The sequence below is a fragment of the Bdellovibrionales bacterium genome (assembly GCA_041662785.1).
Taxonomy (GTDB): domain Bacteria; phylum Pseudomonadota; class Alphaproteobacteria; order UBA9219; family UBA9219; genus UBA8914.
Window position 1 is genome coordinate 26,419 of the sequence record JBAZRW010000002.1, and the last position, 23,237, is coordinate 49,655.

A 23,237-nucleotide genomic window follows, 5' to 3' on the forward strand; every position below is an offset into this window, starting at 1 on the left:
CTCCATCTAGCGCTGGGGAAGGGGAAGAGGGCGAGGATCGTTGTTGTATTTTTTGTACAGGTCAGTATCGGCTTTGTCGGGTGTGGCGTTGTTCAAAATCGTGGCGCGAAGAAGGATCACAAGCTCGCTGGTTGTGCCTTGGTTATCGCGTGATTTGGCAAGGTTGCCGACGACGGGCAGCGCGTCAAAAGGCGGCACGCCTTGATCCGAATTTTCCGAGCTGTCTTGCATCAACCCGCCCATCACCGCGACTTCGCCCGATTGCAGTTGAAGGACGGAGTCCATCTCGCGCACCGCTAACACGGGTATTTTCGATTGAATGGGGTTGGTGACGCCCGCGTTGGCGGCGTTAAGCCCAATGGAAGGATCATTCACGCGATCAATCACGCGCGAGATCGTGGGGCGCAAGGTCATCGTCACGCGGTTGCTGTCCGCGTTGATGGCCGGTTGCACCGTCATGACAAGGCCGACGGGAACGGTGCGCGGTGTGCTGGAAAAAACGGGCGTGCCCGACACAACAACACCGCTGGCGTTTGTCGTGGTCGGAAACTGCGCCGAGGTCAGGAAATAGACTTCGTTGCGGGCGACCTTTAGGACGGCAGTCTGGTTGTTCATGACCGTGAGGCGCGGTGAGGACAAGACGCGCGTCGTGCCAAAGGTGCGTACCAGACTTAAAATGCCGTTAAAATCCTTGGTATCCAGCGAGGCCGTAAAAAGACCCGTTGAGGCGGCGGTCATGGCTACGCCCACCCCTGGTGCGCCGAAATTGGCGGCTAGGCCCGTTGCGCCTTTAAACAATGTTGACCAGTTGACGCCGCTTTGGAACTCATCGGATAGCTCAACCTCGACGATCCGCGCTTCAATCAACACTTGTGACGAGGCCTTTTGATCTAGGCGCGTGAGAAAAGCTGCGACGGCTTCTTGCTGGCGGCTGTTGCCATACACGGTGACAAGGCCGCCTTGACGATCAATGCTGAAATTGGATTCCTGTTTGGCATCGCCTGCACGGCTCGTTGTCAAAGGCTTGTTCCTAACGGCGGTGGCGAGAACTTGCGGCAAAGACTTTTCAACCTCGCTCCAGAAATCAGCGTCCGAACTTGCCGCGATTTTCGACGTTGAGTTGTTATCGCTGCCGCTCTTTCCCCCACCACTGCTGGTTCCGCTGCTTCCGTTCGCGCCCGCGACATCAACATCAAAGACGTTCGTGGCGATGGTGACTTCGCTGGTCGTTTTGCGCGACAGGCTCAGGTGATCGAGGGCATAGGTGCGTTGATAGGGCTCATCCACTTCGATCCGCACGAACGCGCCATCCGCTTTGTACCGTAGGCCCGCCAGATCGCAAATGCGGCGCAAAACAGTGTCAAAGGGCTGCTCATGTGCGGTAAAAATAATGCTGCCTTCGATGCGCGGGTCAATCTCTAGGTTGACCTCACCCTCGCGGCCCAGCTCAATCAATATATCGCGCAAGGGAACAGAATCCGAAATCGTCACGCTGACTTTTTTGTCCGGCAAATCGGGGTTATAAAGGCTTTCGGGAGAAATGGCCTCAGGCAAAGCAGGGATAGGGGGCGGCGCATCCAGCAATAAAGGCGGCAGCTGCAACGCCGATTCCAAATCGGGAATGGGGGGAGGCTCTTCCAAAGGAAGGTTCTTTTTTTCCTTCGGCTCACCGCGATGGCGGAGCGCCAAATAATCCGCGCGGTCCATATTGCCCGCAGGGTCAATCTTGTCAGGGGGAAAAGTATTGGTGCAGGAGACTAAGAAGAGGCACAGGCTCAAAACAGTCAAAGATGTCTTCAAGAAAGCACTCACGCGTAACCGTTCCCGTTTCTTTTTCACAAAAACACTACAAATTATAGCGATGAAAGAAACTGAACGGAATAGGGGTGTATGTCAAAGCATTAACGCTCGTAGGGGTTGTGGATAACACCACTTATCTGTGGATAATTAAACCTTATACCAACCGCCATTTGGAATGATCCATTTAAAAAATAAGAAAACGGGATCCCCGCTTTCCCCCTACGCTGCTTCGCAGCTTCGGCGCGACAGGTCGCGGGGATGACGCTTGTGGATTGATATTAAAAACAAATCCGTCATTCCCGCGCCCTCGTCCCGCCGCACTTGCGGCGGGCGAAAGGGCAAAGCGGGAATCCCGTTTGTTTTATCTCTTAATGAGTCACGTTATCGTGCCGTTGGTATTAGGGCATTACCCCTGTTGCCTTTTCACCTCATACAGCGCGATGGCGGTGGCGTTGGAGACGTTGAGGCTGCCGATGCGTCCGCTTGTGGGCAGGCGGGCAAGATCGTCGCAGCGCTCACGCGTCAGGCGGCGCAGGCCTTCGCCTTCGGCTCCCATGATCAGCGCGACACGGCCCTCGGAAAGTTTGGATTCGCTTAAATCCTTTTCGCCTTCTTCGGCCAAACCAACGCACCAGAAATTCTCGGCCTTCAGCGCGTCAAGGGTGCGTGCGATATTGACGACGGAGATAAGCGGCACATGCTCAGCCGCGCCGCTTGCGGTCTTGGCCATAATGCCCGTGGCCGATGGCGCGTTGCGCTCGGTCACAATCACAGCACCCGCGCCAAACGCGGCGGCGGATCGCAAAATCGCACCGACATTGTGCGGGTCGGTCACTTGATCCAGAATGATGACCAGCGTGGGCGCGTTCTCTTGCCCCAGTAGATCGTCAAGGCTCATCTCTGCCAGAGGTTCGACCTCTAACGCGACACCTTGATGCACGCTGCCATGCGGCAGGAAATGTTCAATGGCTGACTTTTCCGATGAAAGGGGGGGGGGACGGGTAAGGCCTTTGGCCGTCGCCTCGTCCAGCGCTTCTTGCATCGCGGCCATGCCTGCCTCGGTCGTCCATAGGCGATGGCATTGGCGGCTGGGATTAAGCCACGCCTCACGCACCGCATGAATCCCCCAAAGGAGAATGCCTTGCCGGTTCAGGCTCTCGCGCTTGGGCTGCATCGGGCGGCGCTTTTCAAAGGAGCGAGGCGCAGCGGCAGAGAGGGTAGGGGCGGCAGCCTCGCGGGGCGGAGCGCGACGCGGACGCTTGTCCGTAGCGCTTGGGCTACGCTGATCATCCCGATTGCCAAACGCAGGTTTCTTGGAAAAGCGTGAAGCTGGGCGTGAGGTTGGCTTGCGCGTTTCTCCACGAGGCGCGGCTTCTTCGGCGCGGTCAAAGCGGCGCGGGCGCTTATCCGCATCCCTGCCTGTGCTTCTGCTTGCGGGACGCCCATCATCCCGATTGCCAAACGCAGGCTTCTTGGAAAATCGTGAAGCCGGGCGTGAGGTCGGTTTGCGCTCTTCTCCCGATGAAGCGCCTTCCCCAGCGCGATCAAAGCGGCGGGGGCGCTTGTCCGCAGAGCCTTCCGTCTTGCGGCCACCCGTAGGCTTGCTAAAGGACTTTCCAAAGGAAGGGCGTTTGGCGCCAGTTGAGGGGCGTCCTGTGGGCTTGCCTGTCGGCTTACGCGGGCTGCTTTTCATGATTTTTTGCTTTCTTGAGACAATCTTGAAGAATTTGTGTCCTACTCAAGCCTGTGGGATTGACAAGCGCAAGTAAAATCCGTTATTTGGCTGCTTCCCACTGTGATGTGGGACAAAAATGTGGAAGGGTGGCCGAGTGGTTAATGGCAGCAGACTGTAAATCTGCCCTCTTACGAGTACACAGGTTCAAATCCTGTCCCTTCCACCATTCTTCGCAAGCGCAGCTTGGGGAGAATGCCACGGCGCAGCCCAACGGGCGAAGACGGGCTGGTTGCCGCGCTTGCTACGCCTCGGCAAGCCAGTTATGGGCTACTCCCCCAAAGGATGGCGCAACGGCGAAAGCAAAAAGGAGCCTTGACGAGGCTGGGGACTTTCTGACACCATTAAAGGCATGAAAGCTTTGAACAGAAAAATAAACCGTCTGGCCGCTGCGTGTTGTTGATCCATTGACGCGCGCGCTTGGTTTATTCCGTCTTTTTCTGTTTTTATGAGGCTCTCCATGGATCATACCCCTTCTTCGGCTAGCGTTGTTTGGCAAAGTCTTCGTTCTGAATCCCATTACTTTGTCGGTAAGGGCGACCCTGTTGCCGCCGCCTTGTTGCGCCTGTTTGAGGTGTCAGCAGGGTTTGGCGATATGCTTTCCCGCCTTTTGGCGTACCAGCTGGCTAGTCCCTTTATCGATTACGATTCTTTGCGGCGTCTATTGTTCGAAGCCTTTGATGGTGATCCTGCCGTGATCGATCAGGCGGCGCGTGACTTGCTGGCCGTCAGGGCTCGCGATCCGGCGGCAGAGGGATTGCTGCGTCCCTTGCTGTTTTTCAAGGGCGTGCAGGCCATCCAGACCTATCGCGCCGCGCATATTTATTGGCATAAGGGGCAACGGGATACGGCGCTTTATTTGCAAAATCGCTCCAGCGTCGTGTTTGGCGTTGATATTCATCCGGCGGCCAAGTTGGGGGCGGGGCTGATGATGGATCATGCGACAGGCGTGGTGATCGGCGAGACGGCAGTGGTCGAGGACGACGTATCGATTTTGCACGGTGTTACGCTGGGCGGCACAGGGAATGAGCAGGGGGATCGTCACCCCAAGGTGCGGCGAGGCGTGATGCTGGGTGCGGGCGCGAAGGTCTTGGGCAATATCGAGATAGGACAGGGAGCCTGCATAGCGGCGGGGAGCGTGGTTCTTAAGGACGTGCCGCCGCATGTGACTGTGGCGGGCGTTCCAGCGGAAATTGTGGGGCGTCCTCGCAGCGAAGATCCCGCCAAGGCGATGGATCAGACGTTGGCGCATTGAGTATAAGAAACAGGCTTGCTTTTATAAGCGTTGTAGTAAGGATTGAAAGGCTTGGAAGGCAGAAGGCCGAAGCGCTTCGCTTCACGCTCAATGGTTTTTAAGGCGGCGTGTATATAAGATTCTAAGGTGTCGTCTATTGGCGTTACTGGAGTGCAAAGGGGATCATGGTTGCAATGGAATAAATGGAACAAATGGGTGGCGTGAGTAAAAACCGTTCCCTTTCGTGGCGATAAGCTATGTCCTATGGTAAGAGAAAAGTAGATGGGGGCTAATTTGCCATTGCTATAGCTTATAGGGCCGCTGGGAACATTGGTGTTGAAAACACTATGGACTTTGTTGTTTCCCGTGAGGCCGTGGAAGTATCGAATCCCAGATTCAGGATGATGTGATAGAATATCAAGGCCTTCCTTAAAGCACATTATCGCGTTTTTTATCTCGCGAGCGTCTACTTGTTGCGGGTACACTGAATAAAGAAAGGGGGAAGATGCTGTCATGGGAAGGACCTCGTAAAACAGAATCATGCAAAATAACGAATCATACTGGCAATTTTTTTCCTTCAATTCAATAGACTATATAGGCCTTTGAGAAATTATTTCTTGGTAAACCGCGCCGCCAGCTCCATATGCGGGGACCATAGGAATTGGTCAACGGGAAGCATTTTTTCCAAGGTATAGCCGCCCTGAATGAGTATTTTGGCATCGCGGGCGAAGCTGGCCGGATCACAGCTGACGGCCACGATTTCGGGGACATCGCTTTGGGCCAGATGCGCAGCTTGGGCCTTGGCGCCGCTACGCGGCGGATCAAAGATCACCAGATTATAGTCGTTGCATTCGCCCGTTGTGAACGGATCGCCCATCAGGTTCCGCAGGCTGACCTGATAACGCCCTGATGCCTGTGCCGCGCGTTGGAGGGATTCGATAGCGGGGCCGTCCAGATCGGCAAAGTGGACGCTTTTGACGTTTTCAAAGGACAGGCCGAAGCCCCCAAGACCGCAGAAAAGGTCTAAAACGCGCATTCCCTTTTCGTCATGCGTGGTGGCGAAGTTGATGAGGGCGGATTCTCCAGCCTCGGTGGCCTGCAGGAAGGACGCCGGAGGAAAAGGCAATTGTGTTATGCCAAAGCGAACCGTCAGGGGGTGGGCGTGGGCGATGGGCTCGACGGGGCTGCGGTCCCACTTGCGCCAAGACAGGTGGGCGACGCCCAAGGCTTGGGCCAGCGCGGCAAGATTGTGCCTTTGATCCATTTCCAGCTTGGGGCCGCCAATAAGCACAACATCAAGTCCGTCAGGCAGAGCCGTTACCTGAATATCGCACCCCATGTCTTGGGGCAGCCAAAGGGAAAGGTGCTTCTTCAAAGGCTCTAGCAGTGCCGTAATGGCAGGCAGCATAACACTGCACATGGTGATGGGAACGATGGCGTGGCTGCGCCATTCGTTAAAGCCAAGAGTTACGAGTCCTGTCTTATCGCGATGCGCGACAAAGCGGGCGCGCCTGCGCGTTTGGATGGCCGTGGTGACGACGGGCATCATGGACGGGAGGGGAAGGCCGGCGCGGATCAAGGTTTGCTGCAACTGGCCTAGCTTGACGTTGGTATAGGCCCCGTCCTTCATGTGTTGGAACTGACAACCACCGCATTTTGAAAAGTGGACACAGGGCGGGTCGTTGCGAAGAGAGCAGGGGATCAGAATTTCCAGAAGCTGACCGCGCTTAACCATATTGTCGTTATCGGGAACATCAGCGCGAACACGTTCACCCGTCAACGCGCCCGAGATGAAGATAGTTTCATTCCCGTGGTGGGCAATGCCATCGCCTTGCGTGCCGACATCGTCAATCGTGAGCTCTAGGATGGTCATAACGGCTTCTGTTTTGCTTTTTGATTTATAGGAGAAGCCGCAGTATAGTCACGCTTCGTTAATAATTAGTGCAAAAAAGGACGACATCAATGCGGGGCTATTTTGGCGTGGGAGTAGAAGGTATTAGCAAAAGCTTTAACCTTGGGAATCTGGTGCGAACGTCCCATTCTTTTGGCTCCAGCTTTTTCTTTACCATCGGCTCGGCCTTGGATTACCAGAACATTCGCACGTCGGACACGTCACACGCGGCCATTCATATGCCTTTTTATGCCCATGAGAATGTCGAGGCCTTTACACTTCCCGACGATTGCTCGCTGGTGGGGGTAGAGCTTTTGGACGAGGCGGTGGATTTGCCGACGTTCCGCCATCCTCTTCGCGCTGCCTATGTTCTGGGGCCAGAGAAAGGCAACCTCTCGCCCGCGCTGGTGGCGCGCTGCGATCATATCGTGAAAATCCCGATGAAGTTTTGTGTCAATGTCGGTGTGGCGGGGGCTTTGTGCCTTTATGATCGGATGATCTCTCTTGGCTCGTTTGCGGAGAGGCCCGTTACGCAAGGCGCACGCGTCAAGAGGTAATCTTGCCCCAGCGTTGACTTTTTGCCCGTTTCCTGCGGTTCGCTGCGCACGTACATTAACGTACGCTTGCGCTGCGATCCTCGCAAACAAACAAAAATCCTTTGCTGGTTCAAGATTACGAACAGGCCTTAAGGCAGGGCTATTCTCCTGTGGCGCTATGCTTGCGGATGAATTGGTGGACAAGCGGCTGGATGTTGTTGCGCCATTTGCGCCCGTTAAACACGCCATAATGGCCGACGCCGATTTCAAGATGGGATTGTTTCATTTCAGCCGGAAGGTTGCTGCAAAGGTCAAGCGCCGCGCGTGTATGTCCTGCGGGCGATAGATCGTCAAGCTCGCCTTCAACAGTGAGCAGTGCTGTCTTGGTGATGGTGGCGGGGTTCACTTTGCTGCTGCGCCAGACAAACGAGCCGTTCGCTAGATCGTGTCGTTGATAGGCGCGTTCAATATACTGAAGGTGAAATTCTTCCGGCACATCCATCACGGCCAGAAACTCGTTATAGAAGGCCTCATGCGCTTCGACAGCATCATCGTCCCCGCGCACAAGATGCCGATAATACTGGACTTGCTCTGTAATATGACTGTCTAAAGACATGGCCATGCGATCAAGAAGCTGCATTATGCCGGGATAAACGCGCCGGAACGCGCCCGCATAATAAGTCGGAACCATCTGGATTTGCGCGGTGCGAAACCACGACAGGGAATGGCTTTTGGCCTCTTCGCTAAGAGCGCAGGGCTGGCCCCGCGCATCGATGGGGCCGCCGATCAACGTCATAGAGAGAGGCTCGACCGGCGTTTCCTGCTCTGCCAAAAGCGCAACCGCGCATAAGATTGAGACTGACGCTTGACTAATCGCCAGAAGGTGAAGGTTAGCGCCAAGCGACTGGATCACGTCCATCAGATAACCAATCTGATCCTCAAGATCGAAGTAGCCTTGCGAAAGGGGAACGTTCTTCGCATCAACCCAGTCTGTAATGTAAACGTCATGGGACGGCAGCATGGCCTCAACCGTGCCGCGCATCAGCGTCGCGAAATGGCCCGACATGGGCGTGATGATAAGAAGCTTGGGATCGCCCACCAGATGTTGCGCGATTTCGGGATGGCGCGTGGCGCGGTCAAAGTGCAGCAAGTGGCAAAACGGCGTTTTGTGAACCGTCTTAATCTCAACCTCAATCGGCTCGCCGCGAAACTTCGTTGACTTGATATTGAAAGGGGGCTTTTCGTGAAAGCGCGTGCTGCGCTCAAACATCGCTATCTGCGCCTCTAAAGCGCGGCCACACTCATAGCGCGAGGTTGGGCATTGGGCGCTTTTTAGCGTTTGCGCCATAAACCGCGCCACGCTATTCCAAGGCGCCAGCGCCATATTTTGCATATCTAGTAACTGGTACAGGAACATCGAATCACAAGGGTTCAAAGCGGAGGGTGACGTTAGGCTATTATGGTTAATGCCGACTGTAAACAGGATGTCGGAGAAGGACGTTGCCAAAAATAACCGATTTTGAATCCAAAATCGGTCGAAGTTTGCTAAACACAGCAAAATCAATGGGTTAGTGTGTGGTCAAAATCGAGTCAGTATTGTTATATTTCAAGGTGTTACGGCATTAACTTTGTTCTGATGGCGACTGAGAGGCACTATTCCACGCCAGCGCAACTGTGGTGAGCGTTTTTTGACTAACACATTGATAGAAAAGGATTTCGTTTTTTGGATTTTGGGTGGCGTTTTTTCTGTATCGCGAGGCTTGATCGGGAAGGCGATCAAGGGGATAGCGAACGACGCCCCCCTCTCGTCATCCCGCACAGCGGATGACGCGGCAGCGTCAGACGCGTGATGCGGGATCCATCGCCTGAAGTGGCAAGAGGGACTTTGGTGGAAGGTTCAGGTGATGGATCCCGCATCTTCGCGATGCTGACGCATCGCTTTGTGCGGGATGACGTGGGGAAGACGAGGGCACGGGGATGACGAAGGGGGGGGCGGCAGGAGATGGATTGCCGCGCTCCCTTTGGTCGCTCGCAATTGACGGGGGTAATAGAAGGAGAAAGCACCGTCCTATTTCTTCGCCTTCATCCACCACAGGCTTTCGATATCCAGCCCGTATTTTGGATTGATGGCGGGCATGCCAAACTTGTCCCAATACGCGATCCGATACGCGCCAAAGTTCCAGTGCGGAATGACATACTGCCCCCACAACAGAACGCGATCCAACGCGTGGCACAGGGTTATCAACTCGGCGCGGTCTTTCGCGTGGATCAGCTTTTCGATCAGCGCGTCCACCACGGGATCATGCACGCCGATCAGATTGCGGCTGCCCTTTTGATCCGCCTTGGCGCTGCCCCAGAAATCGCGTTGCTCATTACCCGGAGAGAGGGACTGGCCGAACACATGAATCGTCATGTCGAAGTCAAAGCCGTCGATCATGTTTTGATATTGTGAGCTATCGACGATGCGGAAGGTCGCTTGAATGCCAAGGCGCTCTAGGTTGCGGATGAACGGCTGCACCCAACGCTCAAACAGCGGTGAGCTATCGACAATCTCAAAGCGGAAGGGCTCGCCTTTATCGTTCACCAGCTGGCCATTTTTCAAAGTCCATCCCGCTTGCGTGAGCAAGGTGGTGGCTTGCCGCAGATTGTCGCGCGCATCGCCGCTGCCGTCCGTCTTGGGAGGCTCATAGGTTTGCGTAAAAACCTCGTCAGGGATGCGCCCGCGATAAGGCTCCAGCACTTTCACTTCGTCGGGGGAGGGCAGGCCGCTGGACGCAAGCTCGGAATTCGCAAAATAACTTTTGGTGCGCGTATACGCGCCATAAGCCAGCGTCTTATTGCCCCATTCGAAATCGAATGCGAGAGCCAAAGCCTGCCTCACGCGCTTGTCTTGAAACAGCGGGCGGCGCGTGTTCATCACAAAACCCTGCATACCAGCGGGCAACTCGTTCTTGATCTCCTTTTTGATCAGCTTGCCTTCTTTGACGGCGGGCGTGGTGTAGGCGCTCGACCAATTCTTGGCGCTGTTCTCTAGGCGGAAATCATACTTGCCCGCAAACAAAGCTTCCAGCGCGACGGTCGCATCGCGGTAGATGTCGACGACGATGGTGTCAAAGTTATAGCGGCCCTTGTTGACGGGAAGATTCTCCCCCCACCAGTTGGGAACGTGGCGATAGGTGATCGTGCGTCCTGCCGTGAAGTTTTCGATCTTATACGGCCCGCTGCCCAGCGGTGGTGTGAGGGTCGTTGCGGCGAAATCCTTACCCTTCCAATAGGCTTTTGAGAGGATCGGCATCTGTCCCATAATAAGCGGAAGCTCGGTATTACCGGCGCTTTTAAAGGTGAATTTCACGCCGTTTTCGGACGTTTTTTCGGCTCGTTCGACGTCTTTATAGTAGCTGCGGTAGAACGGATGGCCCTTCTCGCGCAACGTCTCAAACGAAAAGACGACATCGTCGGCCGTGATGGGCGTTCCGTCTTGGAAACGCGCCTCAGGCCGTAGCTCATAGGCTACCCACTGCTTGTTGTCCCCCACGGTCACGCTTTTCGCGACGCGGCCATACTGGCTAAACGGCTCATCCAGAGAGCTTTCCATCAGCGTTTCGAAAACCATTGAGGATTCAGCGGCGGCTTGTCCTTTCAGGATAAAGGGATTGAGGTTGTCGAACGTGCCAATCGCGGCCAGATGCAGCGTGCCGCCTTTTGGCGCGTCGGGGTTGGCGTAATCGAAATGCGTGAAGCCTTCCGCATATTTCGGCGTGCCATGCAGCGCGATCCCGTTCGCGGGCGCAGCCGCGTAGGCTGGCGTGGCGATAAGCAGGGCAAGAAGGGCGAGGAGAAGAAGAGGGTGGTGGGACATGGTAACCAGCATTTAGGATTCAGGATTCGGCATTTAGGAAAAGAAGAGTTTAGACCTAAAGGAAAGGGGAAGCTATAGCTCCCCCCGAATCCTGAATCCTGATTGCTGAATCCTTTTTTACCCTTGTTCCTTCATGGAAGACAGGGCGATGAGGTTCTGCCAGCGATGTGAGGACAGAAGGTGCGCGAAGATAAGGCCGATCCAGCCCTTGCGCCGCCAGCTAAGATAGACATTGTCAGGCAGCAGGTCGAATTTCTTGGGGTCGATGACCTGAAAGCCCGCCAATTGCAGCTTAGAGCCGTTGGGCATGTCGATCTGCGCATCGTTGGGCATCAGCAAATTGTAGTCCTTCAGTGCTTTGACGAACTCGTCGGTCGCTTCGCCTTGTTGACGCAATGAGGCGCAAAAATTCATCGCGCTTTGCGTAAACTGTGTGGGCTTGCCGTCTTTGAACAGCGCGTATTCGCCGCTTGTGCCCAGCATCTCGCTGGTTTCATCGATGCACAGGACGTATTGCTTTTGGTTGGGATCATCCATCAACAGGAACGGATAGCGGCGGACATAGGCGGGGAGATAGCTGCCGCCCAGCCATTGGCCGTTCTCATCCAAAAAGAGGTTACTGTCGTTCGTGAGGCCGACCACGGCGGCGGGAACAGGAGAATCGCCAGCGGCAAAAACGATGGGGTAATGCGCGGCGGCCATTGGAAACTCATCGACCAGCAAGGGGATCGCGTTCGTCTTGGCGGCGAAGTTGAAATGTTTGGGAGCGGAAACAAATAATGAGGAATCATGCTCAATGTCCAACGGACGGATCGAGGAATAAAACATGGGCATATCGGGGGCAGCTTGCGTCGTATTTTGCGGGGTCTCGGTCATAGTCGCTCCTTAAATAGAATCTGATTTACCGGATGGATTTTAACCGCCGATAGGGGCGGGAAGGCAAGGCATTTCTTAGAATCTGCCCACAATCTCTACTGCAACTTTCGCTTTTTGTCTGTTTTCTGCGGTTCGCTGCGCACGTACTTTAACGTACGCTTACGCTGCGATCCTCGAAAACAAACAAAAACCCTTTGTCGCAGCGAGTTTGTGAACAGATTCTTATCATTAACATCTTTTCCTTATAAAACCCTTAAAGTGAGTCCATTATTCGGCCCGTGAACCACAGGCGGCCTTGGCGGTCTTCAACTTCGATAACCCAAAGGTCGGGATCAAAGGCGATTTGCTCGGCCAAATAGCGGTCGGCTTCTTTTTCGGGGGTTGCGTCCGTTGAAAGGGCTGGAACCCAGACCTTTTCGCCGTCCAGACGTACTTGATTGTAAACATGAGCCGTGCCGTCTAGCTTGTTGATTTTAAGGAAGAGTGCGCCGTTGCTGGGGTCGCCCTTATGCGTGACGATCATCGAGACGCCGCTTTGCGCCGCGATATGGCTTTGCGCCGCAATCAGTAAGTCGGTGGGCAGGTCGTCAGACATCGTGGATTAAATCGTCCAAAGGCTCATCAAGGATTTCGGCTTGAGGTTTAAACCGGACAAAGGGCTTGGCGATCTCAAGGCTATGGGACAGGCTTAGCGCCGTGATGGCAATTTCGCCTCGGCTAAGCAGTGCCGCTTCGCCATTTGGCAGGGGGACGGGTTCTTTTTCTTCTAAGGATAGCCAATAGTACTCCTCACCGCGTGGATTGATGCGGCGGCTGCTTAGGACGCGCGGGATGTTCTTGTGCCCCTGCATGGCCCAGCCATAGCCCTTGATCTCATCCGGCGGATAGTCGGGGATGTTGACCGACAGGCATGTTTCCTTGCGCCAGCCTTCGCGAAGGAGGCGTTGCAGAACAGCGGGCAAAACAATCTCGGTCGTCGCCCACGGCGTCTTGCCTTTCTTGGCGCTTTGTTGGCTGATCGCGATGGCGGGGATGCCCAGCATCAGCGCGGTCATCGCCGCGCCAACGGTTCCCGACAGATTGTTGGCATCCGCAATGTTGGCTGAAGGATTGACGCCAGAGAGGACAAGGCTTGGCCGCGCATCGGCCATCAGAACGTCAAGCGCCAGCGCGATGCAATCGGACGGCGTTCCCGTGACGGCATAGGCGCGTTCGCCGCGCGGGATGATTTGAAGAGGCTGACGCAGGGACAGTTTTTGGCTTGCGCCGCTTTGGTCTTCGGTTGGTGCGACGATCCACACTTCTTGCGCCAGCGTGGCCGCAATCTTGGCCAGCAACGTAAGCCCGATGGCATCAAAGCCATCATCGTTGGTCAAAAGAATACGCGGCAAAAGAAGATCATCGGGCATGAAGAACGTATCCGTTTACAAAAAAAGGAATCGTAACAGATCCATCTTATGCGGTTTTATTGGCGTTGGCTATGCACTCGCGTAAGCCGCGCATTAACCATAACAAGGGTTTGGCCACAAAAAAAAGGCGGGGATCAACCCCCGCCTTTTTCGTTATCAAGTATCGTCTTAGCGAAGAACAGGCGTGCTGTTTTCCGCATCGTAATCTTCAAAAACGGGCGACTGAGAGCCCATTTTTACGCCAAGTTGCTTGGCGCGGTATTGACGATAGACGCTACGCATCTGAGCATAGAAGTCCAAGGAGCCTTCGCGAAGAGCGTCAAGCCCTTCGATGTTGGCTTCGCGGCGAGACAAGGCCGAAGCCGACATATCGGCAGCGGTAAAGGTTCCCTCAATCGTCGCATCGCCATAGGAAACAATGTATTTCCAAGGCGACATAACCGTGTCAACGCCAAGACCAATAGCATCACGCACGTTCGACGGGCCAAAGAGCGGCAGAACGAGATAGGGGCCTTCGCCCATGCCCCATACATGCAGGGTCTGACCAAAGTCACCTGTTTGACGGGCAAAGCCATAATCGCCAGCGACTTCAAACATACCGCCACCACCAAGGGTCGTGTTGATCAGGAAGCGGCTTGCCGTCGTACCAGCGTTTTTCACTTCGCCTTGCATCAGGTTGTTGGCAAAGATAACAGGCTCGGCCATATTGCGAAGAATGGCGGCGATCCGGTCACGCAAGGGAGGCGGAACCGTAATGCGGTACAATTCGGCCATCGGACGGATCAGTAAACGATCAAGGAAATCGTTCACATCGAAAATGGCGCGGTTCACGGGCTCAATGGGATCATTGACGCCATTGAGTTCTGCTCTTTCTGCCTTTGTTTGGGGCAAAGACGAACAGGCCGAGAGGGCTAAAAGCGCGAAAAGGGAAAAAGTGACAAAACGTTTCTTTAGCATGGCTAACCTCAAACTCCTTAGTAAGGGCGTTGCGACTCAAAGCCCTATAGTTAGTGTTTATCGGATTTAGACCCCTCTAGCAAGACGGGAAGTACGACAAACGTGCATAAAAGCGAATATAAGAGGGCAATGGTTAATAATTCGCCCATCGAGCGCGTGCCTGTGTGAGAAGATAGTGATAGCGACCCAAAAGCCACAAGTGTCGTTCCCGCGCTAAAAAGCACCGCGCGAGCCATGCTGGAGGAAAGAGGATTCGTCTGCCCGTTTTTCCAATAACTTATAAAGTAGATCGCATACGATACGCCTAAGGAAAGCAGCAAAGGCAGAGCGATGACGTTCGCAAAATTTAACGGCAGGTTAATCGCTGTCATGGTGGCCAGCGTTAAGATTCCAGCAAGGATTAGGGGCGTGATCAGGCGAACAACGTCCATTGCACGCCGCAAAATAACCCAACCCAGAAGGGCAATCAGGAAAATGCCCAGCGCGCCCGCCTGAATAAAGGCGTTCATGACGGTCTTGCCAGATTCTTGGATCGAGATGGGGGAGCCTGTCGCGTCCGGCGCGATTTTTCTGACGGCTTGCGTAAAGGCGGTCAGGACGCGGTGATCCCGTGCATTGCCTTTGGGATAGACTTCAATCTTGGCGCGGCCATCGGCAGCGATCCAGTCATGGCGCAAATCATCCGTGATGGAATCGAGTGAGGCTTTCTCACCGCTCAGCAACAGGCGCACGCGCGCCAGATGACCCACCATGCCGCCGATCATGTTGCGCTTAAGCTTCGCCAGAAGCTTGATGCTGTCGCGATCCACGACTTTGTATAAAGCGTCCGCCAGCTTTTGCGCCTCAACGCGGCTTGTGCCTAAGGTTCGCAGTGTTTTGGCCGTATCCTTCATGGTGGCAAGGTTGTCTTCGTCCGACGGGGGGATAAAAATTGCATGAGGATTGAGCGAAGGATCCAAAAGAAACTTCGCATCGGTGATTTGCGCCAGTTTGGCTTCTTGATTTTCGGGGACGAAACTGGCCAGCGTGATCGTGTGGTCCACTTCGGGCAGCGCATCAATCTTGGCGGCTAGCGCTTTGGCAGCATCCAATGAGGGTGCGAGAATCTGGATAACATAGGGGCTGGCGTCGGGGTCCTTCATAATATCGAAAAGGGTTGATACGGATTCCGTGTGCGGGTCTTTCAGATTGAGCGGGTCGAAATCAAAGCGCACCTGCGCGGCCAAGAGCAAGGCGATGAGGGCAAGCAGACCGACCCCTAGGCGCAAGCGCTTACGGTGGGTGGTCAGGAAAGCGTCTATCGGCGCGGCCCATGCGAACCCGATGGCTTCCGGTTCGGCGGGCGGTCTCATCAGGGCCAGCAGGGCGGGCAGCAAGGTGAGATTGAGGATAAACGCGATTACCATGCCTGCGCCCGCGATGAGGCCTAGCTCAGACACGCCGCGATAGCTGGTGGGGATAAAGGCCATAAAGCCGATGATGGTAGAGGCGGCGGCCATCGTAAGCGGCGCGGCGATAAGGCGCGTGGTGGCCAGCATGGCCTTGGTGGCGTCGGGCTCCTTGTGATGCTCATCGCGGAAACGCACGCCGAATTGGATTCCAAAATCGACAGCAATGCCGACGAACATCACGGCAAAAGCGACGGAAATCAGGTTGAGCGAGCCGATGGCGGCCATCGCAAAAGCTGTCGTGGCGATCAGACCAACCCCCAGCGTCATCAGGATGGGCAGGATCAGGCGCAGCGAGCGCAACGCCAGAAACAGGATGAAAATGACCAGCACAACCGAGACGATGGTGGCTGTTTTTGTACCTTCGGCTACGCTGGCGAACTCTTCGTCATTCAGCGCGACGGAGCCTGTCAGGCGAACGGTCACGCCGCTTTCGGCGGTAAGGCCCAACGCCTTTGCGGTATCACGGACGACTTGGCTGGCCTTAGCGCCGGGCGACAGCGCGCCGAAATCAAGGATGGGCTGCACAAGGATAAATTTGCGCGTTTCGCGCAGCGTCGGGGCGTGGTTCGACATCATGCTCTGCCACGGCAGGAGGGCATCTTGTCCCGCCAGATTAGCGTCGAGTGTTTGTGCGATTAGCGCGAAAGAGGGCGCGATGTCTTTATAATCCGTCTGGCCGCGTTTGACGCCTTCGACGGCCAGATCCATCGTCTTGAACAGCCCGCGCAGAGAAGGATCCTTGGCAAGGCTGCCCATCAGTGGTTGCGCTTGTATCAACATATCCAAAAGGTCGCTTAACTTCTCCTCATCCAGCAATAGAAAGCCGTATTTTTGGAAAGTGGGGGAGGCGTCAGGGCGCATAACGGTCTTGAATAAGGCGGGCTGGCTCACCAACGCGTCGGCCAGTGAGGCGGCGGCATTCTCGGCCAAGTCGGCGTTCAGGCCATCCACGACGATGACAAGCCGATCCAGTTTTTGCGGAAAGGCGGCATCCAATTCTTTTTCGCGCTGCCGCCAATCAAGGTTGCTTGCCATCAGCTGATCGATATCGGTGTTGATCTTGATATGATCACGCACGTAAACGCCTAGCCCGACGCTAAGGGTCAAAAGGGACAGGACAACGACAAGCGCGAAGCGGCGGCAGAAAGAGACGGTTTGGACAAGAAAGGTGGTTAGCAAGGGGTGTTCCTTAGGTTTCAGAGTTCAGAGTTCAGAGTTCAGAGTTCAGAGTTCAGAGTTCAGAGTTCAGAGTAAAGAGTAAAGAGCCTTGATAGTCATTTCTCCCTTGGCGTCATCCCCGTGCCCTCGTCCCGCCGCTCTTGCGGCGGGCGAAAGGGAAAGGCGGGGATTCAGCTGCGCCGCGTCTGCGGCGCACATGAATCAAAAAAAGTGCGGCAAACACAATGTTTTTGACTCATCTGCCGCGTTGACACGCGGCGCTGGATCCCGACTTTCGTCGGGATGACGAGTGGGAAAGGTAACAAGAATGACAGTTTCTCATCAGGTGACTATTCTTTCTCTTCCTCCCTTTCAATCGGCACGCCCGCCGCGTATTTTGTGCGGCGCATGGCGGGGAAGGATTTGACGTGCGACACATTGGTTGTGGCGGTCAGTTGTGTTGTTAGAAACTTTTGAAAGGACTCCCAGTCCTCAGAGACGACCTTAAGAAGAAAATCGGAATCGCCCGTCAACATATAGCTGGCGCGAACTTGTGGCCAGCCATCGACTAGCTTGGCAAAGTGGAGCAGGTCGGATTCGGCGTGGTTGGCCAGTCCAACATGGATAAAGACGGTCAGGCCAAAGCCTAGTTTATCGGGCGCGACATCGGCATGATAGCCGCGAATATAGCCCGCATCCTCTAGCGCCCTTACGCGCCGAAGGCACGGCGGGGCGGAAAGGCCCACCTTTTTAGCCAAATCGACGTTGGAACCGCGCCCGTTTTCCTGCATTTCGCGCAGGATTGTAAGGTCGATTGAATCAAGTTTGACGTGCTTCATGCGTTTCTCGTACAGTGATTGTTCAGTCCAGAGTCGCTTCTTCAAAAAGGATCATAGCGTTATGTCTGCCAAGAGCCAAGTCACATGCTGGATCGTCACTTCGGGCGTTATCGGAATGGAAAACCAGTGCCTTGGGCTGGCGGCGGCCTTGGGCGTTCAGCCCGTGGTCAAGCGCATCAAGCTTCGCGCCCCGTGGCAGCAGCTTGCGCCTTTTTTGCGGCGCGGCCTTCGCCGCGCTTTTAGTGCTAAGGGCGATCCCGTCGCGCCGCCTTGGCCCGACTTGATCATCGCGTCGGGCAGAGCAGGGGCGGCCGCGTGCCTTTATGCCCGCCGTGCGGCGGCCAAGGCTGGCAAAAAGGTCTTCACGGTCTATATTCAAAATCCTGTCATTGATCCCTCGCGCTTTGATCTGGTGATTGTGCCGCGCCATGATGGCGTGCTGGGCGACAACGTGATGACCACGCGCGGCTCGATGCATCGCGTGACGCCAGAGCTTTTGGCGCAAGAGGCTAAGAAATTCCTGCCGCGCTTTGCGGAGCTGCCGTCACCGTTGGTGGCTGTCGCGATTGGTGGCAACAACGCGGTTTACCGCCTGACGCCGGAGGAGATGAAGCCGCTGGCCGCGCAGCTTGCCAAACTGGCCAAGACCACGGGGGGCAGCCTTTTGGTGACGCCCTCGCGCCGGACAGGTGAGGATAATATCGCGATCTTGAAAAAGGCGTTGAGTGGCGTGCCGCATTTTCTGTGGGACGGGCAGGGCGAGAACCCCTATTACGGGATGCTGGCGTTGGCAGAGGTTCTTCTTGTCACGGCGGATTCCGTCAACATGGCGTCCGAGGCTTGTTCGACGGGCAAGCCGACCCTCATTATTCCGCTGGCGGGCGGGTCAGAGAAATTCCGCCGCTTCCATCAAACCTTACGCGATGATGGCTTTACGCGGCCTTTTACAGGCAAGCTAGAGCGTTGGACGTATCACCCCTTGAACGACGTGGCCCTCGCCGCCGCACGGATTAAGGAAATGATGGGGCGCTGAGGGTGGGGTGATCCTCTTGCCCCTACGCTACGCCGATGCGCAAGAAGGTCAAGTCGGGCTTGTTATTAGGTTTATGCCTTGGCGGCCAAGAGGCGTGCCATACATTCCCTTGATGGGTTCTGATCCCGCATATTGCCATAGAGTGCAATCAGGGCATGCCTTCTTTAAGGTTGTTGCGCCGAAACGTTTTTCAAGTTCTCTTGAAAGCTGTGCATGACCACCCCAATCTTCACCCAAAAGAACATTTTCGCTTGCGGCATAGAGCTGTGACATTTGATACACAAAGCCTTCAGCTTTTGGCGATCGCATAACGATAGTCGCAAGGCTTGCATGGTAATCTGTTATGCGACCTGGTGCGCTATAAGCGCACCGTTGAGCTACTTCGTTGATGAAAGAGGCTTTACTAAAAAGCGTAGGGCGTACCTCAATGGCGTGACACAAAAACGAAGCAATCGCTGAATTACGGGTGTCAACTTCGTTCAACTTGTCTTGCGTGATGGGGGCGAATTTGTTGCGTCCCATTCGGTATACATCATAAGAATTAGAGCGGTAGGCCAGAAGAATCGGGTCTAGAATGTTAAAAATCAAAACACTATCTGAAATCTTCCGGTTGGTTGTGAGGTTTTGTGACAAGGTGCTAAGAGAGCCGCAGTTAAGGCCTCCGCTTAAGGCAACCTTTATCCTAAAACCCTTGTAAACGCCTTCATTGTAGGAATAGGCGCTATGGTTATCGTGCCAATTTTCTGCGGTGAGGCCACGAAGAAAAGATTTGGCGCACGATATAAAATCGCCGATTAATCGAGGGGAAGCTTCATGCTCCTTGCGTTTCAGAACTTTCCCTATAACAGGATGAGACATAGCAAGTGCACTAAGGGCATCTGTGTTGTCGTGTATTTCCGTAAAGGGCTTCGTCAATGATTTATTAGGCATTTAAATTTTCCTGTATCCAAAAAAGGGAAGAAAAATTGATACGCTTTGTGTATGCCGCAGCGCAATTAAAAAGCATGGTTAACGGCTACGCCACACCGATTTTCAGAAGATCATGGATATGCAAGATGCCAAGTGGCGCGGCGCGTTCATCCACCACAAAGACTTGTGTGCGGTTTTTCTCGTTCAGGACTTTCAGCGCCTCGGCGGCCAAAAGGCGCGGGGCAAAAACCATCGGGCTTTTCGTCATCACTTCAGCGGCTGTCTTTTGCGTTAGGCCATCGCCCATATGGCGACGCAAATCGCCGTCGGTGATGATGCCTTGCAGCGTGCCGTTTTCATCCACGATGCCCGCGCAGCCAAAGCGCTTTTCCGTCATCACGACCAGCACATGCGCCATCGTGTCGGTAAGCTTCGCCAGCGGCACATCATCGCCGCTGTGCATAATGTCTTGAACGCGTAGCAGCGCTTGACCCAGCTTGCCACCCGGATGGAAGTTGCCGAAATCCTCGGCGGTAAAGCCTTTCATCTCTAAGGCCGCAACAGCCAGTGCGTCGCCTAGCGCCAGCGTGGCGGTGGTGGACGTTGTGGGCGCAAGGCCCAGAGCGCCGACTTCTGGCACGTCGGGCAGTTGCAAAAGGATATCCGCTGCGCTGCCCAGCGAACTGGACTCTTTGCGCGTGATGCCGATCAGCGTCATGGCAAAGCGCTTGGCATAGGAGATCATGTCGCCAAGCTCCTTGGACTCGCCAGAGCTAGAGATGGCGATCACGACGTCCTCGCGCATCACCATGCCCAAATCGCCGTGGCTGGCTTCGCCCGGATGAACGAAGTAGGCGGGCGTTCCGGTCGAGGCCATGGTTGCCGCAATCTTGCGGGCGATATGGCCGCTTTTGCCCATGCCCGTCACGATCACGTGACCTTTACAGGCGACGATAGCGCGGACAGCGCGAACAAAGGCATCGTTCATCTGCTCGGCCTGTTGTGCCAGCGCCTTGCTCTCGGCCACAAAGACAGCCCGCCCGCTGGCGAGGATAGAGGAGTCGTTCATATAATTTAGCCTACTTTCCTAGCAATCGTTTGTTCGCCGCGTTTGGCTGTCCAGTTATCAAGATCATGGTCGCCGTAAAGCGCGGCTTCTGGTACGTCGTCGCCCAGAATGTTCAGCATCTTTTGCGCTATGGGCCGCAGCGAACCATGCACCGTTTTGGCCGAGCGAAGCTCACCGACATAAACCGTTTCCGGCACACTATAGGCCGTATGCACCAGCGCCTGCATCCCCATGGGGAAAAGGTACTGGTTTTGCTCTGGCGTGGCGGCGACTCCTTGAGCGGGCAGGGCGGCGATGGCCTTAACCTGCGCGTCGATGGAGTCTAGAAGGGTTTTATAATCCGCTTCGCCCATCAGGCTCTTGAACTGATCCAAATACCAAGGATGTAGGCCATAGCGTCCATCCAGAAGCGGGATTTGGCACACGCCATTGCGATGGCGCTGAATGTCGCGGAAACTGCCATAATCGAGCAAAAAAACGAAGTTGTACGAGCCATAGGCATTCAATCGCCACGGCAGCGCTGCGCCTTGCGGACGCGTAGCCAAAACCTCGCCTTCGTTTTTCTTAAGGCCGTCAAGGTCTAGGCTATCGCGCCGCGCCACCACGTCGCCTGCCGCCAGCGCGGTGCGCTCGGCCTCGGTCAGGTGAAAACGCGCCTCGATATCTTCGGGCGTTTGATAGTGCGTGCGGCTGGCATTTTGCTTGGCATAGGCATCGCGAGGGGCGGAGCCGCTGTCATCCATATCGTCGGCGCGGAAGCTGTGAGGGTAGCGCTCACGCAGCGTGGTGTGCAGGCTTTGCGCGACCTCGCGCACTTCGGCCAGAGGATGAAACTTCAGGCGGCGCAGATTATCCCGCGCTTGCCGCAGGGATGTGCTCCAGCTGAACAAAGTGGTGGTTCCCAGCGGCAGAAGGCTGCGGGCGATATCAAAGCCCCGCGCATTTAGCGTGTTATGCCAGACTTTTTCGTTCTTGTATTCGGTGGGGTCAAAGGGATGTTGTTTTTCTAGTCCCGCGATCAACTTAGCGAGCGTGTCGTTGTAAATCTCTTTCCAGCGGTTTTGGATGGCGGTAGAGGCCGCATGGTTATAAGGATCGACGATGGCTTGCTGGGCATAGTCCAGATAGCGAGTGGAGGCTTCCTGCCCGTTATACAGAGGGTTTTCCTGTACCGCCTTGGCGACCAGCATGGAGACTTGTTCGATAAAGCAGGTCGTCGACCCGCAATCGCCAATCGAGGCGTGACCATAACCGACATAATACTGATCCATAAACTTGCCGCTGCCGGACTCTTTCAGCTTTTTGATATGGGTTACAACGCTGGCGGGTGAGCGCGAGTACAGCGCTTGCAACATGGCCATGTCTTCGGGGTGGTGATCATCGACAACAAAAACTTCGTGCGGCATAGTTTCCCCCCATTTATTTTAAAATCAGGCTGTGTGTCAAAAAACAACACAAATCCTTGGGATGATCAATAACTAATACTGGGGGTAGGTTTTGCTTGCCAATGAGTCGTGTTTCGCCTTCCATTAACCATGGTTTCTGGATCATAGGCGGCCAGTTCATTCATGGCGGCGATAGAAAGAGCGTCTGATTCTTTACCCTGCACAAGTAGTTCGGCTTGTTTTAGAAAAGTGCCAACAAGACCCAAATACCATGTCGGTCTATCCTGTGTTACGCTGTTGACGCGATCATAGAGGTTAGTAACTTGTTCGAGATGGTCGCGTTTCTCCTCGCGGCTCCAAAGGCGGTTTTGCTCATCAAGTAGGATCTCGCTAACTTTTCTGTTGTGGGATTCTATAGGGGATAGGGCGAAAGGTTCTTGGCCTCGCCGATAGACGCTTACGGGGCTTTTGCAGGTGTATTCAAGCCTGTCCAACGATGATGAAAGGCCTTGGTATAACGCGTTGTGATAATCAACAGAAACCCATCGTGCTGGCGTGCCAGCAGCCTTTGCCTCTTCGAAACGGTTGATAATGCCGAAAAGGCTTTTTCTCCAATTAAGGGCAATGCATGACGCCCCAACGGTGTAACCAAGAATCTGAATGACCCCACAGAAGGGCATTTGAACGTAGGGCGACCATTTTGCTCCCTCGGTCACGATATGTGCCCGCCTCATAACGGCTTCAATGGTAAGCCGCCTACATAGGGCATTCATCTTTTTTCGAATGGGTCTTTGATCCATAAAAGGGTTTTTGTAGAGGGGGGTATAATCTGGATGAAGCTCTCCCATAGCATCGCCATCGCCCTCGAAAAGCAATTCACCCTTGGGGTGATCCTTTGCAATCATTTTTCTGCATGTTGTTTTACCGGATCCCGGTTGCGCCAAAAAGAATGTAAACTTTGGTGAAGATGGTTTGGTGCCGTGCGTAAAAAATGACTCCCTCAGTGTCTGAAAGAGGATTTGATCCTGTGGTGCGCTATTAGGAGGAAGAGTCACGGAAATGCTCATTTCTATATATAAAGTCTGGCTATTATAGGGAC

The 23,237-nt window shown here is 54.8% G+C and carries 19 protein-coding genes and 1 tRNA gene; 4 read left to right on the forward strand and 16 right to left on the reverse strand.

The annotated features are described in order from the left end of the window. Nucleotides 1-6 precede the first annotated feature (6 nt). Together WC612_02550 and rlmB are read right to left on the reverse strand one after the other, a co-directional pair. Complete coding sequence (locus WC612_02550) at nucleotides 7-1,800, reverse strand: secretin N-terminal domain-containing protein (protein ID MFA6279656.1); 1,794 nt, start codon at nucleotides 1,798-1,800, stop codon at nucleotides 7-9. A gap of 406 nt (nucleotides 1,801-2,206) precedes the next feature. Beyond that, entirely contained in the window at nucleotides 2,207-3,493 is a 1,287-nt protein-coding gene (gene rlmB / locus WC612_02555) for a 23S rRNA (guanosine(2251)-2'-O)-methyltransferase RlmB (protein ID MFA6279657.1), read from the reverse strand. A gap of 122 nt (nucleotides 3,494-3,615) precedes the next feature. On the opposite strand from rlmB, the gene WC612_02560 reads away from it, so the two are divergent. Both WC612_02560 and cysE read left to right on the forward strand, forming a co-directional pair. Continuing rightward, nucleotides 3,616-3,701 (forward strand) — tRNA-Tyr (locus tag WC612_02560). A 291-nt stretch (nucleotides 3,702-3,992) separates the two neighbouring features. Further along, on the forward strand, nucleotides 3,993-4,787 hold the full coding sequence (gene cysE, locus WC612_02565; protein ID MFA6279658.1) for a serine O-acetyltransferase: 795 nt from the start codon (nucleotides 3,993-3,995) through the stop codon (nucleotides 4,785-4,787). On the opposite strand, the gene WC612_02570 is transcribed toward cysE, so the two are convergent. Further along, a complete protein-coding gene (locus WC612_02570) occupies nucleotides 4,769-5,281 on the reverse strand; it encodes a hypothetical protein (protein ID MFA6279659.1) in 513 nt (170 codons plus the stop codon). The genes cysE and WC612_02570 overlap by 19 nt on opposite strands. 95 nt (nucleotides 5,282-5,376) lie before the next feature. Next, entirely contained in the window at nucleotides 5,377-6,639 is a 1,263-nt protein-coding gene (locus WC612_02575) for a methyltransferase (GenBank protein ID MFA6279660.1), read from the reverse strand. An 89-nt stretch (nucleotides 6,640-6,728) separates the two neighbouring features. Here WC612_02575 and WC612_02580 point away from each other — a divergent pair, with 89 nt between their 5' ends. Then, nucleotides 6,729-7,214 (forward strand): TrmH family RNA methyltransferase, encoded by a 486-nt coding sequence (locus WC612_02580; protein ID MFA6279661.1) that lies wholly within the window; start codon nucleotides 6,729-6,731, stop codon nucleotides 7,212-7,214. 139 nt (nucleotides 7,215-7,353) lie between these two features. On the opposite strand, the gene phaZ is transcribed toward WC612_02580, so the two are convergent. From phaZ to WC612_02620, 8 genes are all read right to left on the reverse strand, one after another. Beyond that, nucleotides 7,354-8,610 carry a polyhydroxyalkanoate depolymerase gene (gene phaZ / locus WC612_02585; GenBank protein MFA6279662.1) on the reverse strand — a complete coding sequence of 419 codons (1,257 nt, stop codon included), beginning with the start codon at nucleotides 8,608-8,610 and terminating at the stop codon, nucleotides 7,354-7,356. A gap of 651 nt (nucleotides 8,611-9,261) precedes the next feature. Continuing rightward, nucleotides 9,262-11,052: an extracellular solute-binding protein gene (locus WC612_02590; protein ID MFA6279663.1), complete on the reverse strand. Its 1,791-nt coding sequence runs from the start codon at nucleotides 11,050-11,052 to the stop codon at nucleotides 9,262-9,264. 117 nt (nucleotides 11,053-11,169) lie between these two features. Then, on the reverse strand, nucleotides 11,170-11,928 hold the full coding sequence (locus tag WC612_02595; protein MFA6279664.1) for a SapC family protein: 759 nt from the start codon (nucleotides 11,926-11,928) through the stop codon (nucleotides 11,170-11,172). Between the two features lie 253 nt (nucleotides 11,929-12,181). After that, nucleotides 12,182-12,523, reverse strand: a complete 342-nt coding sequence (locus WC612_02600; protein ID MFA6279665.1) for a DUF1491 family protein — start codon at nucleotides 12,521-12,523, stop codon at nucleotides 12,182-12,184. Beyond that, on the reverse strand, nucleotides 12,516-13,337 hold the full coding sequence (surE, locus tag WC612_02605) for a 5'/3'-nucleotidase SurE (GenBank protein ID MFA6279666.1): 822 nt from the start codon (nucleotides 13,335-13,337) through the stop codon (nucleotides 12,516-12,518). Before surE ends, WC612_02600 begins: the two co-directional genes overlap by 8 nt. Nucleotides 13,338-13,505: 168 nt before the next feature. Continuing rightward, nucleotides 13,506-14,294: a VacJ family lipoprotein gene (locus WC612_02610; GenBank protein MFA6279667.1), complete on the reverse strand. Its 789-nt coding sequence runs from the start codon at nucleotides 14,292-14,294 to the stop codon at nucleotides 13,506-13,508. A 50-nt stretch (nucleotides 14,295-14,344) separates the two neighbouring features. Further along, nucleotides 14,345-16,924 carry an MMPL family transporter gene (locus tag WC612_02615; protein ID MFA6279668.1) on the reverse strand — a complete coding sequence of 860 codons (2,580 nt, stop codon included), beginning with the start codon at nucleotides 16,922-16,924 and terminating at the stop codon, nucleotides 14,345-14,347. A gap of 329 nt (nucleotides 16,925-17,253) precedes the next feature. Further along, a complete protein-coding gene (locus WC612_02620) occupies nucleotides 17,254-17,742 on the reverse strand; it encodes an Lrp/AsnC family transcriptional regulator (GenBank protein MFA6279669.1) in 489 nt (162 codons plus the stop codon). 61 nt (nucleotides 17,743-17,803) lie between these two features. On the opposite strand from WC612_02620, the gene WC612_02625 reads away from it, so the two are divergent. Continuing rightward, nucleotides 17,804-18,775: a mitochondrial fission ELM1 family protein gene (locus WC612_02625; protein MFA6279670.1), complete on the forward strand. Its 972-nt coding sequence runs from the start codon at nucleotides 17,804-17,806 to the stop codon at nucleotides 18,773-18,775. Nucleotides 18,776-18,823: 48 nt separating this feature from the next. Here WC612_02625 and WC612_02630 read toward each other — a convergent pair whose 3' ends face one another. The 4 genes from WC612_02630 to WC612_02645 all read right to left on the reverse strand — a co-directional run bounded on the left by WC612_02630 (nucleotide 18,824) and on the right by WC612_02645 (nucleotide 23,205). Beyond that, nucleotides 18,824-19,705, reverse strand: a complete 882-nt coding sequence (locus tag WC612_02630) for a hypothetical protein (protein ID MFA6279671.1) — start codon at nucleotides 19,703-19,705, stop codon at nucleotides 18,824-18,826. A gap of 85 nt (nucleotides 19,706-19,790) precedes the next feature. After that, nucleotides 19,791-20,753, reverse strand: a complete 963-nt coding sequence (locus WC612_02635) for a KpsF/GutQ family sugar-phosphate isomerase (GenBank protein MFA6279672.1) — start codon at nucleotides 20,751-20,753, stop codon at nucleotides 19,791-19,793. A gap of 5 nt (nucleotides 20,754-20,758) precedes the next feature. After that, a complete protein-coding gene (locus WC612_02640; protein MFA6279673.1) occupies nucleotides 20,759-22,159 on the reverse strand; it encodes an FAD-dependent thymidylate synthase in 1,401 nt (466 codons plus the stop codon). Between the two features lie 65 nt (nucleotides 22,160-22,224). Continuing rightward, nucleotides 22,225-23,205, reverse strand: coding sequence for a zeta toxin family protein (locus WC612_02645; protein ID MFA6279674.1), 981 nt, complete (start codon nucleotides 23,203-23,205; stop codon nucleotides 22,225-22,227). Nucleotides 23,206-23,237 lie beyond the last annotated feature (32 nt).